This is a genomic window from Paenibacillus baimaensis, from assembly GCF_025567575.1.
Genome location: NZ_JAOQIO010000110.1, coordinates 104818 through 120240 on the forward strand (window position 1 = coordinate 104818; position 15423 = coordinate 120240).

Below are 15423 nucleotides of genomic sequence, written 5' to 3' on the forward strand. Positions count from 1 at the left end.
TAAGCATATAAATTTATTTTAGGACATTTTAGTATGTAAAAACAAGTCCAATTGAGGCAGACTGCCCCTTAATCACAAATTTTCTCTAAATACTCGATGACATCCTGCAAGCTCATTTCGCTCATGGAATGAATCCTTAAATCATATTGGTCAAAAATTATCGATTTCGTAACCTCATTAGGTACAATAACACAATGTAATCCTGCCGCCTTAGCCGCTTTTGCACCATTGGAGGAGTCTTCAAAAGCGATCGCCTCATCCGCAGCTACCCCAAGCTCCTCTATCGCTTTTATGTATAAAGCAGGATCTGGCTTTACCTTTTCGACCTGATCGCCTGTTTTTATCACTTCGAAATAGTCAAAGATCCCAAGTTGCTTCAAATAACCCTCCACCCATGCCCGATTAGAGCTGGAGGCAAGTCCGATTTTCAAACCAAGCTCCTGTGCTGCAGCCAGATAGTCCTTAACCCCATCACGGATTTCTGACGTTTGTATTTTCACCAAATAACTTTCTTTGGCCAGCTTTCGAACGACTGCGGTTTCGGCAAGACCCACCTTAGCCTCAAGGAATTGATTCAGCAGCGCATCATGAGTGCCAATAACCTTCACAAACTCCTCTAAAGGATATTCGACATTGTATGCTTGCAATACTTCCTTAAAAGCTTCATACCATACGGTTTCCGTATCTATAATCAATCCATCAAAATCAAATACGACTGCTTTAATCATGAAAAAGCCCCCATTCATATGCTTGCTTTGCTTATTTACGATGCCATATGCTCTATCGTACCATAAAAATTCTAATAAAAGCTTGGTTCCTTATCCATATATCGCGCTTTACCACTTTACCACTCTACTATAATAAAATAATAATCCATTATTCGGTTTATGTAAATACAATTCAAATCGAATCAAAAAGACCCCCAGCTCTGCTGAGGGAAACAATTCTTATTGATTTCATCCGTCTTCCTACTTGACCTCAGCCGCATAGGCTTCATCCAGTGCCTGCTGACCCTGCTCCTGAATGCGCTGCAAGCCCTGCTCGACGGTAACTTCTCCTGTTAGCATGGCATCGACCTGCTGTTTGGCAATGGAACGATACTTTTCAATAAATGTACCCGGTACGTTTTCATTATAACCGCCCTGTACCGTCTCCTCATATTTTACCTGATAAAAAGGTTCCAGACTGTGCCCATCCATCTCATGGGCGAACGCCTTGCGAACCGGCAAATCGTTGGAAGTCTTCGCTTCAATCCTTGCAGCCTCAGCACCATTGAAATATTTAATGACCTCCCACGCACTCTTTACATGCTCAGCCTGAGCGTTAATGCTGTAAATAGGCGATAAATAAAAATTGGGATTACGCGTATGCCCCGGATCTGCCGATGGTGTTCCCACCATCCCCCACTCGAAAGCGGCTCCCCGCTGCCTTAGAGCATTGAGCTGTCCTTCATTGGAAATCGTCATCGCTGTGCGGCCGATACTGAATAAATCCTCTGCTTCGACATCCTCTTTTTCATAACGGGTTTTGCCCGGCATATAATTCCATTGCAGCACACCGCTTCGATAGCCATCCATAACCAGCTGATAGATCCGCTTCCAAGAGTCGGTCTGCATCAATAGCTTTTTGCCTTCAGCATCTATCATTCCGAGTCCCTGAGCTTGTCCTATATAATCAGCCAAATCCTGTGGAGAGCTCATATAGCCCATATGAAAGCCATACACCCGCTCTCCTTTGCCACCCTCTGCCGGGAACCGCTGAGCCAAGCGGAACATATCCGCCCAGGTCATTTGGTCTGTCGGATAAGGGATGTGATAACGATCAAACAGCTCCTTATTATAAAACAGTACAGAGCTTGAGAACTTAGGAGCTAATCCGTATATACTCCCCTGCCCTTTGATTCGTAAATAATCGACCGCGGCCGGCAGTAAATTGTCCAGATCAAATCGGTCCTTTTCCATTAGTGCGGACAGGTCGTACAGCTTTCCCTGCGAAGCCAGCTTCTCATAATCAAAAGAACTCGTGAACAGCAGGTCAGGCTTCTCCTGATCAATCAGCTTGGTCAGCTCCTGCAGCGGTTTTTTGCCGGGACCATAAATCCCTTCCGTCGGTATAATCTGGACCTCCAATTCTGGGAACTTGGCAGCAAAATAATCGGCATACATATATTCAAAAGTATTCTCGTTGCCTATGGCAATACGAAGTACCCCCTTGGGAGCTGCTGCGGCCGCTTCCTCATGCTTGTCACAGCCACTTAATACAAGCGCAAAGCCTACGATGGACACAGCAAGCCAGTGCCATCCCAAAGTCCGTGTTGTTTTGCTCCTTCCATTAACAGCTATATTCATACTCAATCCCTCCTCTATCTGGTGCAGTGGTAACCCCACGTTTTAATTCCGACTGTCAAGCAGCGCCGAGAACAGCGCATTTTGCGAATCCTCCTGCAGCTGCTTCAAAGCGTCGTCCAGCTTCAAGCGCCCTTCCACTACCGCTTTCATCTGTTTGACTGCCAATGGGCTGTAGGCTTCCTTGAACTTGCGCAGCACACGAGGATGAAGTCCCGATTCGGCTCCCACCGTGCTTGGCTTCATGCTATAGAACGGCGCATAGTTGCGGCCATCCTCAGGCTTTAAGGATTGCAGCCTCACTGACAAGCTGCCCCCCCCTGCAGAACGGTTCAACTTCTTAATAATTTCCGTGCTATTGATAAGCTTGATCATTTCCCAGGCCGCCCGTTGATGTTCGGATTGAGCATTCACTGCATATACAGGGCCAAGCGCGAACGATGCGGATTCATTCGGTCTTGATGGATCAACAGGCTCGCTGACCATATCCCAATTAAATGAATTCATTTTATACTGTGATTTGGCCGTCTCCAAATCCCTGCTGAGTGAATAGCTGGAATACGCCATTGCTGCCTTACCGGTAATAAATGGATTCCTTTTGTACATATCCTCCATTAAGATATTGCCCTGCGGATTCGCCCTTGGCTCAGGCTGATATACATAACCTTGGCTATACCCGTCAGCAGCGAGACTCCATGCCTTTTTCCATCCGTCTGTTCGCAGCGTTACCTGATTCCCATCCGCATTCGTCATGCTCAGGCCCATCGTTTTGGCAATTTGCCCGGCCAATTGTGAGGCTTCACTGTAATAGGTCGGTAATAGGCCATACACTCGATCGCCGCCTTGACCGTTCGCCGGAAAACGAGCCGCCAGCTGCATCGTCTCTTCCCAGCTCATCCCGCTTTTCGGATACGGCACACCATACTTATCGAATAAATCCTTATTATAGTAGAGCGCGTTCATCTCATAATCAGGCGCCAGACCATACAGCTTGCCGTCAGCTGCCGTACGCAGTGTTTCCGTAACGCCGCTGTACATGTTGTTCAGATCGTAGCTGTCCTGCTTCATTACAGGATCAAGCGGATACAGACGGCCTTCCTTGGCCAGCTCACCGTACATATTCGGGGACAGGTAAACGACGTCGGGCTTTTCCCTATCCAGCAGCTCAAGGATTTTGTCCTTATCGTCATAGCTATTCCAATCGTTATCCCCCATCGTAATGACCTTGACCTCAATATTGGGATAACGAATGGTATAGGCTTTGCCATAATGCATCATGAAGGTGTTCTCATGGAAATAGGCGACCTTTAGAGTGATTTCCTTTTCTGCATCGATAGGTTCCAAGGCCAGCGGAATAACAGGCTTGGACATGGGACCGACTATACTTTCTAATCGTTCCCATTGAAAAAAGCCGATCACAAGCATCGCTGATATAGCCAGCAGCGGAGCCAGCTTCAGCCACCGCCTGTTTGTCGGACGTTCCTGCATTTCAACACGCTCCTTAATTTTTTGCATTAAATCCTTGGAAAAACCTGCTTCACCTTTGGGGATTGGTGAATTTGCCAGCTGTTTCTCCCAATATTCCGGTTCGTTGTGCTTCATATTGTCTCCCCCTTAGAAGTGCGGTGAATAAATCCCGCTACGCGGCCAAATATCTCTCCGATCACTGTTGTTTCCATGTAGGCTCCATGAGCTTGCCAACCTTCAGACGCGCCCGATACAACCTGGACTTTACCGTCCCCTCGGAAATGGACAACAACCGAGCTATCTCGGTATGCGTCAATTGATGGTGGGCATGCAGCAGCAGTACCTCACGCAGCTTGATCGGGAGAGATAGCACAACCAGCCACACTTCCTCGCTGACGAGTCGGTTCAGTGCCTCTGTTTCCGCTGAGGGGGCACTCTCCCCTTTGGCCAGTGGCGTTCCAAATGGCATAACCTTGCGAAACCAGGCCGAGCGCCAATGGTCCCTGACCAAATTTCTTGTAATCGTGAGCAGCCAGGTTTTCACGGAGGCCTCTCCCCTATAAGAAAACAAGCGTTCATATACCCGTACGAACACATCCTGCGTAATATCGTCCGACAGCTCGGATTGCCGTGTCAGAAAAAATGCATAATTCCATACATCCTCTCCATATGCCACCATCAAATCCTCTAAGATGACATTTTTGTCCATACCGCTGGAGAGCGATTTCAAATATTCAAATGCCACCCTTATTCACCTCTCACACAATTGGACGAAGCATCGGATAAAAGGTTCCCTTTTCCAATTTTATGGTCAAAAAAATAACGCCGTGCCAACGCGAGAAGAACAGCGTCAGTACGGCGATCAAGGAAACGTTCATTATTTAGTTTGATTTGAACCCGTAAACTCCGAGGCGCCAAAAAGTTCATAGTCCCAGAAGGTACGGCTCTCGTTGCGTGTTTTGTTCGTGATCGTATTTCCATCCACCTGGAATAGATCATAATGATAGCCCTCTACATAAGCCCCGTAGGGAAGATCTGCTCCATAATCGCCATAAAGCTTTTTGACGTTCAACTTCGTATCCAGAGCATACGTGCTGTATGAAGGCGAATGGGTTTTAATAATCAACGTCCCTTCACTCGTTCTCGGATAACCAAAGTGCGGAATCTCTACCTCCGCTCCCTGAAACAGATCGTTCACAGTTGAAATTTCACCTTGAGAACTAACGAGCAGCAGCTTCCAGTTATCGCCCACTACCCAGTGACTTCCATCCGCGTTACTCCAGGATCCACGGATTATTGAAAAAGGCAGCTCGGTAACGGCTTCCCCCCGAATCAGATAACTGAGCTGGTATTCTTTGGGTCCTTGAAAGCGGCCTTTCACCGGTACATCGACGATAACAGAAAGCATCAGCAGGGTTTGCTTCTCGCTCAAACGATGTGTCAAAGCACGGTAAGTCACTCCGTTATTCACAGCATCAGGATACTGCGCGAATAGCGTCTGACTTTCACTCAGGTACTTCGTCAATGAGGTCAGCTGCAGGTTATTGTAGTAGAGTTCATCCTGTTTTCGTTCCAAAGCCAGCTCATCCTTGTAGGTCCACATCCATTGCGATGCATGTTCAAACAGCCCCCCCACCGTTGCTCCTCTGATCCATTGCGGTGGCTCCTGAAGAGATTTAGCGATTTTTAAATAGCCGTTTTCGTTGTTTTTGTACATATGATTCCGGATGTACACATAATTTTCATCATCATATTCGATACGGTCTAACAGGCGGTTCTGATCTGTTGTGATCGTCAATCCAGCTATGTTCTCCCATTGCAGATTCATATGGAATAGATCGTGAGCGTAACGCCAACTCATCGGAAAATACGTAATGTCGCGGAATTGCAGCAGTGGATACGGCTCTGATGCTTGATCAACCGGCTGTTCATACACCGTAACCGCAAAGGATGCAATTGTAGCATTGTAGCTGGAACCCAGACGATTCGTGACGGAATCATCCTGACTCCATTTGTCTTTGCCTGGCAGCCCCTGCTCGTAGCCGGGAACGATCGTAAGTCCGCTTTGCTGATTCCAAGTGTAAGCAAGCCCTAATGCGCGCGCAGCGTTCCAGGTAAGCGGAAAGTAAGTAATGTCCTTATAGGTAATCAGCGGGTAGGCGCTATGCTCCTGATCGATCTGCACCCCATCCAACGTAATGGGAAACTCGGGGATTGTAACTTGCACTTGCCCAGACTGTGCCTGAAGCTGCTGCGGCAGCTGGCCAAGCAACACGATGAATAGCACTGCCGTTAATAAAAATCTCCACATCGCAGTTTCCTCCTGAATCTATAATTATTTTCCATTCAGTTAGACGCTGCGGTACATGGATTAGTTTCAGACGAGTACCCACTCTTTGAAAATTACTGTTTTTTTATAATTAATCTTTCGCCTTATTGATCATTCCCGTGGTAAAATAAAGGTAAAAGGAGAGTCATGGATGCGAAACACAGAAAGCCATCAGCACAAGGGCAATCAATGGCGCAAGGCTATCGTTTATCTCATGCTGGGACTGCTAAGTGGCATTCTTCTCTGGGTGATTGTGCTGTGGGCTGCCTTACCAACGAATACGAATGTAATGAACTGAATACAGGGCTTGGAGAGTGAACGGATGGCTAACCAATTTTCGCGATATACGGAGGAACCGCCGGACCAGAAAAAGGGAAGAATACAGAAACATTTTTCGATACGGCTGAATATATTCTTTTTTGCTACCTTTTTGATTTTCACTGTACTGATTGTCCGGTTGGCCATTTTACAGTTTGTGGAGAGCAAGTACCTGAAGGAAGAAACATCCGAGATTACCAAAAGCAAGAGCCCCATCGCCCCCATCCGCGGTACCATCTACGACCGTACAGGTTATCCAATCGCACAATCGCGATCGATGCAATCCGTATATTACCGCGTAGAAGGCCGAGCAACCGATAAGGATGACATTATCCGCCTTGCCAAGGAGCTTGAAGATATCTTTGCCCGCTTCGGTAAACCGGAGCAAAAACGTCTCAGCGCCAGTGATATCCTCAAGCTGATGGATGTCGGATTCGACCTGGACAAGAACAAAACGAAGGAACCCAGCTATTATTACGTTCCCCGAAGAATCAAAACCGACCTGACCAATACGGAAATTGCCTATTTATTGGAGCATCGTGATCAGCTCCGCGGCATTGAAGTGTTCGAGGATAGTATCCGCGTGTACGACAAGCAAAGCATCTCAGCCCAGCTCGTCGGCTATATGAAAAGGTATAATGCCGCAAGAAACCCTGTTTCAGGGCTTGATTTCTACAAGAACAAGGGAGACGAGTATCTGGAGGTGGAGGATGTCGGATTTGATGGGCTGGAGCTGATGTATCAGGATGAGCTTCGCGGGCAAAAAGGAGTCAAGTCGTATCCGGTCAATGCCCTCCAAAAAATTATTGGTCCTGCCACACTCACACCACCGGAAAAAGGCCACAACCTGCATCTGACAATCGATAAAAATGTACAGCTGGTCGCCCAGCAAGCAATTACGGATCATCTGAACTTCCTTCGTAACCGCCGTTTGGCAGGCGATATCGCCTACGCGCCCAATGCCCGCTCAGGCTATGCAGTAGCTATGGAGGTCAAAACCGGTAAGATCGTAGCGATGGCCAGCATGCCGGACTATGATACAAACACGTGGACAGGCGGCATGAGTACGGAAGAATACAACCAGATTATGCCTTTTATCAATAATGGTACGATCACGACCTCTTACCCCGATTATCCGGAAAAAGAGCGCAGCAAGCATCCGTCTTCCTTGGTCTACATGGGCTCTACGGTTAAACCATTGTCGGTAATGATCGGCTTGATGGAGAATGTGATTACACCTTCTTCTACTTACAGCGATGGCGGCTCGTTTACGTTCGGTAAGGATAAACGAACCATCAGCAACTCGGACGGACACGCCTATGGATTGTTGAACCCTACAACGGCCATTCAAGTATCGTCCAATACGTTCATGTCAGCCATGATCGGGATGCCGCTCTATAACAAATACGGCGGAGAGAAATCAGAGGTACTCGACGTATGGGCTAAGTATTTTGCCGAATTTGGGTTGGGTGTCAAAACAGGCAGCAAGCTGCCCAACGAGTACGAGGGCTCCAATGAGTTTTATAAAAATGCCAAGTCCAGCAGCTATCAGTCTGCTATGGTCTACGCCTCCTGGGGACAAAACGAAAAGTACACAACACTGCAGCTAACACAGTTTGCCGCAACTCTGGCCAGCCGAGGTAAACGCATGATGCCGCAATTCGTGGAAAAAGTGACCAAATCGAGCGGTGATCTTGTTCGTGGTTATGAGCCTGTAGTCCTTAACGAGGTTAATTATCCAAAGAACTATTGGGATACGGTCATTAATGGAATGCGAAGCGGAGCGGAAGGTATTGAAGAGCTGCCCTTTCCTGTAGCTCGCAAAACCGGAACCTCCACACAGGACGTTCCTGGCGGACGTGTAGATAACGCGGTATTCATCTCTTTTGCCCCTATAAATGATCCTGTTCTGGCGATAGCTGTTGTTGTGCCCGAGGGTCGGTTCGGAAAGTACGGGGCCGCACCTATCGCTGCCAAAATGTATCAGGCCTACGATCAATATATCGGTGGTCTAAGCGCGCCTGCTGGTGCTGCCGGAGCTGGCAATGCAGTGAAAAGACCCTGATGCTTCTGCATATATAACGTGACAAGACCTTGTTTGCCCGGATCCGAGCAAGCAAGGTCTTTGTTCTATTCTACCTGTTATACAAAGCATCGCTGGTCTGTTTAATTCTGAATTTTGGAAGTTATACCTGAGGATGTTGGAAAGGACTGCCTACGCGGTTTGTGATAGCTGACCTTGCTTGGCTTGCTGCAGTTCTTCGCGCAGTTCATACATCAGGCGATTAAATTCTTCTTGAAGCGTATGTAATTCCGAGTAATAGTTACCTTGTAGGCGATTAAGCTCGAAGAGAGATAGTCCTGTAAAATACTGATACTCCGTATAGCAACGGTTTGAAGCATCCACAATCGACTCATGATTTCCCTCGGAAATTCTCATCAGCTATCCGCTCCCCTGCAAATGGTATTTTTGGAATAAATAAAGCATAATTTTGTAAGCATTTCCATGTCAAGCAATAATTCTGATTGTTTTTAATTTTCTGATTATTAGGTATTTCAAGTCATTTAATAAATGATTTTTGTCTGAACCCATTCTATTGCAAGGCATGTGTCGTCATGATAATGTATCAATTAATAGATTGTATTAAAGATCCATTAATCAGTAATTCGAACAATCCATATTCCTATTTACTAGTAACTACGCCTGGAGGTGAATCGAATGCTAAAAGTCAACCGAAACGACGATCGTCCCTTATGGCTGCAACTGCTTGACCAAGCTATCCATAATATCACAACTGGAAAATGGCCACCAGGCGAATTGCTACTTCCATCTCGTGAACTCGCCCTATTGGTGGGTGTCTCGCGCTCAACGATACAGATCGTTTATGAGGAATTGTTCAGTCGCGGTTATACATTAACCTCTCGGCGCGGCGGAACAAGGGTAAGTGAGTGGAGCTATATGACCTATTCTTCAGAGGACGTTACATCTCAAGGACCTGTCCCGCCCGAATTGCCTTTATTAAACACTGCAGTTAACCATTTGCACAATTGGTTCAGAAGCAAAGAGAATCGGAAAGTGGAGATCGATTTCAGTCCCCATGAACCATATTTGGACGAACAATTTCAAAAAAATTGGAGACAATCATTTTTACAAGCCTCAAACGAAACTGACCTGACCAGTTGGACTTACGGCAATGCCTACGGTTTCGTGCCGCTACGCGAACAGATTCAACGCTACTTATCATTAGAACGTGGCATCCACGTGCATATAGATCAGATTTTATTAACTTCAGGTGCACAGCATAGTATAGATTTGATCGCCCAAGCACTTTTAAATGAAGGAGATACGGTTTCTGTTGAAGATCCCGGCTTCCCTGCTGCCTGGATGGCAATGAAATATCGGCGAATGAATGTTGCTCCTGTTCCTGTCGACGAGTATGGAATACAAGTAGACCATATTCATCCACAATCCAAACTAGCCTTTGTTACCCCTTCGCATCAGTGCGCGATTGGAGTCATTATGTCGGAACCTCGCAGGCAACAATTACTCCACATGGCCGTTCAAAATCGATTTTGGATTGTCGAAGATGATTATGACAGTGAATTTCGATATCGCGGTGATCCTCTTCCAACTTTGTTCAGCCAACAACCTCAAAACACATTATATATGATGAGTTTCTCCAAAATGGTTGCTCCTGGTATCCGAATATCAGCAATCGTTGGTTCAAAGGAGGCTATAGACCAACTTGCTCGAGTCCATGAGTTGACCTATCGCCATCTTCCAATTATGGAGCAATTAACGCTTGCTCACTTTATCGAACACGGGCATTTCATGCGCCATATGAGAAGAGTTAGAAATGTATATCGGAGGAGACATGAAGCCATGACGAAGGCCATAGTCGCGAGCGGTCTAGGCGAACGCTTTAAACTAAGTGGCGTAGAAACGGGATTGCACATGCTTCTAGAAGGTGAGGATTCATTTGATGAGGAAACCGTTACTTACCAAGCGCTCAAAATAGGGATAGGTGTCTATCCGCTCAGTACTTATTGTTTGGAAAGCGATCGAAAAGGATGGGTGCTGGGCTTCGCAAAAGTAGATGAGGCTGCAATTGAACGGGGAATATATCGTCTTGCGGAGATGCTTTCATAATATAAGCATCCCCGCATAAATCTTATCTTTATCTGAATGAATGAACGCGTGCTAGTGCCATCACCGCTATCACCCCCCGTGGCTATGGCTATTTTCCCAGTATTCATTTTTAATGCCTCCTTCTATTTCTGTTCAGCTTGTTGTAATCCACTCGTACTACTTTGCTTTCTGCGAAATTGTCCATGAATCACAATATGTGCCGCCAAACCAGCAACAAGCCCCCAGAATGCACCACCAACTCCAAGTAATGTAACGTTCGCAGCAGTCGCCAGAAAAGTAATTAACGCTGTCTCACGTCCCTTGGTATTCGCTAAAGCATTGGTGAGGCTGCCACCAATTGTCCCCAGCAATGCCAATCCCGCTAATGTCGCGATAAAGGTAGCAGGAAGAGTCAGAAACAAAGCAGCCAGCGTCACACCAAAAATTCCAACAAAAATATAAAAAATGCCACATGCAATACCTGCAATATAACGCTTTGTTGAATTCTCGTGTGCGTCTTTCCCTGTACAAATCGCCGCAGTAATCGCCGCTACATTAAAGGCATGTGAGCCGAATGGAGCTGTAAGGAGTGAGCCCAAACCAGTAACCGCTAAAATCGGATTCGCACTCGTCTTAAATCCATCATTTCGCAACACAAGCATTCCGGGCATATATTGTCCCGTCAAGGTAATAACAAACAGCGGCAATGCAACTCCCAATAAAGCATGAACCGAAAACTCCGGAACAACAAATACCGGTGATGCTATAGCCAGTTTGATATTACTGAAATCTGCTTTCCCAGTACTAATCAAAAAAATAAGACCGAGCACCAAAATGCCAACGACTGCGTATCGAGATGTATACCGCTTCAACACCACATAAGCTACAAACAGGACAACGACAAGCAAGGGATCAACTTTCGCTCCTCCGAATGCTGAAATTCCAAATTGCAATAAAATACCTGCCAGTAACCCGGAGGCAATGCCTGGTGGTATAAGACCGACTAAACGTTCAAACATACCAGATAGCCCCAAAATAATAAATCCTAATGCAGATATCATATAAGCCCCAATAGCCTCCGCATATGGGGTTACAGCTAGCGCCGAAACAAGAAAAGCCACTCCTGGTGTTGACCAAGCCGTAATAATGGGTTCACGATATCGGTAGCTTAGCCATATTCCGGTTACACCCACACCAATGGAAATCGACCATATCCATGAAGCAGTCATTTCGGGACTCAGACCCGCAACTTTTGCTGCCTGGAACACGAGAATAAATGTGCCCCCATAGTTGACAATGACAGAAATTAAAGCAGCTAAAGTAGGCGATATCAAATCTCGGACGCGTAACGAAGATGATGTTGTGTTCATATGCACTCTCCTACCTCTCTCCTAATCGCCCGCGCGCTTTTTCGTTCCGGTAATAAATTCACATCTTCTTTCTCGCATTCTGAAGCTGGGCTAGCCAATTTCATATAGTGACGCACGGTTTCGAGATTTTCTTCGACAAAATGTCCCATCTTCTCCCCACTTTCTGCTTTTTACTCATGTTTGTTGATCGAGCAATCTTAGCTTAAAGTACTTTGGATTGTATTAAAACATCCAAAAATACTAATTTAATAAATCCATAAATGAATTCATAGTTTCGATTTCCAAATAATATAAAAAGACGACTCTAAAATTCAGTAAATGAATTTGAGTCGTCATTTTTGATTACACCTATTCAAAATATTTCGTAAAAGGTCAGTTGTCCAGTGTTCGCTCGTTGACTAGATTCGAACGATCGTGATATCAGGCGTGTAGCCAGCGGGACATTCGACCTCCAGCTGTATCTCTTTCGGGGCACTTACCCGCATCTGGAACAGATGCCGCTGTGCATCCAGCTTCCAGGATACCTCTATGCAGCCTTGAATTGGTAGCGGGATTCGTCCCTTGGCATAGCGCAAATCTCCTGGAGACGGCGCTACCTTGACCTGAGTCCAGCCTGGAGTTAACGGTTTGACACCGAGCAGCTGATCTCCCAGGAAATATGCCGGAGCCGCAGACCAGGCATGGCAGTGACTGCGTGTCAGCATGCGTGGATTCGCCCGATTTTCCTTAAAGCCGGGATACATCTCCCAGCAGGTCGTCGCATCATTCTCAATCATTTCGCCAAAATGCTGACGAATATCTTCCAGCATACGGCCCGTTTCACCGTATTTGGCAAGCGCCTCGTAGTAAAAGAAAGACATAAAAGGGCTACCGATTTTCACAAAATGCTCCGGAGGTGCAAGCAAATACTCGCGTAAAATCGACTCGCGCTCCCCGCTGGCAATATGACAAATCAGTGCCACAACCTGCGTTTGCATACTGAATATAGACGAAACCCTTCCATCTACATGGATACAATCCACGTAAGCCTGCTGCTCCTCTGACCACAGATGGCGATTGATCGCCGCAGCCAGCTGCGCGGCACGCTCCCGATACAACACGGCCTGTTCGCTGTCATTTGCTGTTTCGGCCAATTCTGCAGCTGCATACAGCGTCTTCACCAAAAACATCGTTTGGTGAGTAACGACACCATCCCGCGGCTGGTCGATGGGCGCCCAATCCAACAGATTCCAGCCTCTAAAGCTGAACAAGCCATCCGCGCCAATGTGCTGCAGGTAATGATCAAGCGTGTATTTCACATGCGGCCAAATGTCTTCCGCAAACTGGATTTTGCCTGTGTAGTCAACATATTCCTTGCAGGCAATGACCCAGAAGAAGGTCCAGTTCGGTATGACGCTTACCCAGCCGCTTGGCACCTGATCCCCATAATAAGGAGTCTGTCCAGCCGACCCCGGCACCAACCGCATGCAGCGCTCAACGATATCGGTCGCCCCGAACACATAATAATTAACTAATGCTTCATTACGGCTATCCCCCACCCAGAAAGTCTGCTCATAAGCAGGACAATCTACGAACGTATCCTCCATGCATAAACGGGTCGTATGACGACTGATTTCCCATATATCATTTAGCAAGGGGTCAGAGCACTGAAACTCGCCGATTTGTGCAACTGGGAAGTTGCTTTGGCGGACTACTACCTTATACCACAGAGTCGGACGCACGGCGCCGCGTACGGTGACCATGAGATAGCGGAAGCCTCGGCGAACGGGCGATACATAGCTTTGCCTGCCCTCACGGCATGTATATCGCAGCGTATTATCCAGACCGTAGGTTTCCTGACGCCAGCCATCCTGCTGGAACTCATAGCCATACATGTCGATTACCGTTCCCTCTGGAGCATTCAGCTCAAATTCCAGAAAGCCTGACCATTGCTTGCCAAAATCCAATACAAATTCCGTATCGCTTCCCTCAAATAATGGAGCCTCCACAGGTACCCCATTGGCCGCTGCCAGAAGCTGTAAGGATACGGGAACGGCATGACTCACGGAATCCTGTTTCCAAATGGACATCGCAAACGTATCCTCCAGTCGAACCAGACTTGGAGAAATGGCTCTTACCGGATAAGCCCCACTAAGCAAATCATCTATCGTCTTGATCTGTTTGATGGTCTCGGTAACCTTGGACAAGGCTTCAACATAATCCTCCGTCTCCTTGGCATCCACGACATCGGTATCCTTGATAACCATATGCTTATAAGGTCCTACCGTAACGACTGGCGATGGTTGCGTTCCATTGCTTAATGATGACGACTCCAAAGGTGATACAACCTCAAATGGAACGTTCGTATCCAACGCAATCCGGAAGGCTTTGCCATGGTCTTTGCCGGATACGTCCAGCAGCAGCAGGTGGTCTCCTGCAGTCAGCTCCACACCAAGCTCCAGCTTCGGATCTTCCCCATCAAAATCCGATTTCTCATACAGATGTCCATTAATCGCACAAGCGAGAAATGAGGTTCCCACCATACATAGAGTCACCAGTCCCGGCTCGGATAGACGTATTAACGCCGCCACCATCCCGGCAACCTGGTAGTGATTGGCGTGATCAGCGCCATAGTCCTCCCACTGGTATTTGACATCGATAGCAATCGACCATGCCGGAGGTCTCGTTTGGTTCAACGATTCCACCCTTGCAGGATACACCACTTCCTCAGTAAGCATCGGAATGTCTCTCTCCATCATCCCCGTCCACGGTGCTGTACCTACCGGACCAATGGTTTGTGCGGCCTGCCAGCCACTATCATCGAACTTGGCCTCCGTCCAGCTGTCATCCCACAGCCTGGCATCCGTACTCTCGGCAAAAGCATGCTGTACGGACATCCGCGCCTGATGCGGATCGTGACCTGCGTGCAGCTCTGTTTTCCAACTGGAGTCAGTCACAATGGATTTCCTTGGCTCCGTACTCGGTTCTGCCCCGGCTTCAGAAGCTTCACTCCTATTGGCAGCTTCGATGCTGCCTGTACCGGACAGTGTCAGTTGTGCCAGCAAACCGCCGCGTCCCCGCAAGCTGTAAAAGGTAGCCACCCCAAAATGCAGCACCAATACGGCGATACTGTTTGGAGCTCCCGATTGCAGCAAATGAGAGATCTCGTAAACATCATAAGCATACTGGTGATGATACGAACGTACGGGGCCACGTCCAACCAGGACCCCATTCACATACAACACATATCGGGTATCTGCGGATAACAGCAGCTCGGCTTTTCCTGTAGGGTCAACTACAGGGATGAACGAAGTCCTGAAGCACCTCCATTCGTTTCTCGGGCTTTCTTCCCCTTCTCCCCAAATCCAGCGCGCCTCTGGTACAAAAGGTAAATCGTGAACCGTTCCAGTTTCCATGTATTGTCCTCCTTAGATTTCCTCTGATCATATAAAACGTTCATAGAAACACTTACTCCGTAAGTGGATG

The 15423-nt window shown here is 47.2% G+C and carries 11 protein-coding genes; 3 read left to right on the plus strand and 8 right to left on the minus strand.

Annotated elements, in window-relative coordinates; translation table 11 throughout:
• Positions 1 to 68: 68 nt before the first annotated feature.
• From OB236_RS32410 to OB236_RS32430, 5 genes are all read right to left on the minus strand, one after another.
• Positions 69 to 728 (minus strand): HAD family hydrolase, encoded by a 660-nt coding sequence (locus OB236_RS32410; RefSeq protein WP_076235737.1) that lies wholly within the window; start codon positions 726 to 728, stop codon positions 69 to 71.
• Positions 729 to 968: 240 nt separating this feature from the next.
• Positions 969 to 2348, minus strand: a complete 1380-nt coding sequence (locus tag OB236_RS32415; protein ID WP_262687715.1) for an ABC transporter substrate-binding protein — start codon at positions 2346 to 2348, stop codon at positions 969 to 971.
• A 42-nt stretch (positions 2349 to 2390) separates the two neighbouring features.
• On the minus strand, positions 2391 to 3947 hold the full coding sequence (locus OB236_RS32420; RefSeq protein WP_262687717.1) for an ABC transporter substrate-binding protein: 1557 nt from the start codon (positions 3945 to 3947) through the stop codon (positions 2391 to 2393).
• 61 nt (positions 3948 to 4008) lie between these two features.
• A complete protein-coding gene (locus OB236_RS32425) occupies positions 4009 to 4557 on the minus strand; it encodes an RNA polymerase sigma factor (protein WP_083689701.1) in 549 nt (182 codons plus the stop codon).
• A 132-nt stretch (positions 4558 to 4689) separates the two neighbouring features.
• Entirely contained in the window at positions 4690 to 6123 is a 1434-nt protein-coding gene (locus tag OB236_RS32430) for a hypothetical protein (protein WP_262687719.1), read from the minus strand.
• A 169-nt stretch (positions 6124 to 6292) separates the two neighbouring features.
• Between OB236_RS32430 and OB236_RS32435 the strand changes: the two genes are divergently transcribed.
• Both OB236_RS32435 and OB236_RS32440 read left to right on the plus strand, forming a co-directional pair.
• Complete coding sequence (locus OB236_RS32435) at positions 6293 to 6439, plus strand: hypothetical protein (RefSeq protein WP_179097652.1); 147 nt, start codon at positions 6293 to 6295, stop codon at positions 6437 to 6439.
• A gap of 24 nt (positions 6440 to 6463) precedes the next feature.
• On the plus strand, positions 6464 to 8524 hold the full coding sequence (locus tag OB236_RS32440) for a peptidoglycan D,D-transpeptidase FtsI family protein (RefSeq protein WP_076235733.1): 2061 nt from the start codon (positions 6464 to 6466) through the stop codon (positions 8522 to 8524).
• Between the two features lie 150 nt (positions 8525 to 8674).
• Here OB236_RS32440 and OB236_RS32445 read toward each other — a convergent pair whose 3' ends face one another.
• The gene (locus OB236_RS32445) at positions 8675 to 8899 is read right to left on the minus strand and encodes a hypothetical protein (RefSeq protein WP_076235732.1); all 225 of its coding nucleotides are present in this window, start codon (positions 8897 to 8899) and stop codon (positions 8675 to 8677) included.
• 279 nt (positions 8900 to 9178) lie between these two features.
• Here OB236_RS32445 and pdxR point away from each other — a divergent pair, with 279 nt between their 5' ends.
• A complete protein-coding gene (pdxR, locus tag OB236_RS32450) occupies positions 9179 to 10609 on the plus strand; it encodes a MocR-like pyridoxine biosynthesis transcription factor PdxR (protein ID WP_262687721.1) in 1431 nt (476 codons plus the stop codon).
• Positions 10610 to 10731: 122 nt separating this feature from the next.
• On the opposite strand, the gene OB236_RS32455 is transcribed toward pdxR, so the two are convergent.
• On the minus strand, positions 10732 to 11958 hold the full coding sequence (locus tag OB236_RS32455) for a benzoate/H(+) symporter BenE family transporter (RefSeq protein WP_262687722.1): 1227 nt from the start codon (positions 11956 to 11958) through the stop codon (positions 10732 to 10734).
• A gap of 398 nt (positions 11959 to 12356) precedes the next feature.
• The gene (locus OB236_RS32460; RefSeq protein WP_262687724.1) at positions 12357 to 15353 is read right to left on the minus strand and encodes a glycoside hydrolase family 78 protein; all 2997 of its coding nucleotides are present in this window, start codon (positions 15351 to 15353) and stop codon (positions 12357 to 12359) included.
• Positions 15354 to 15423: the final 70 nt, after the last annotated feature.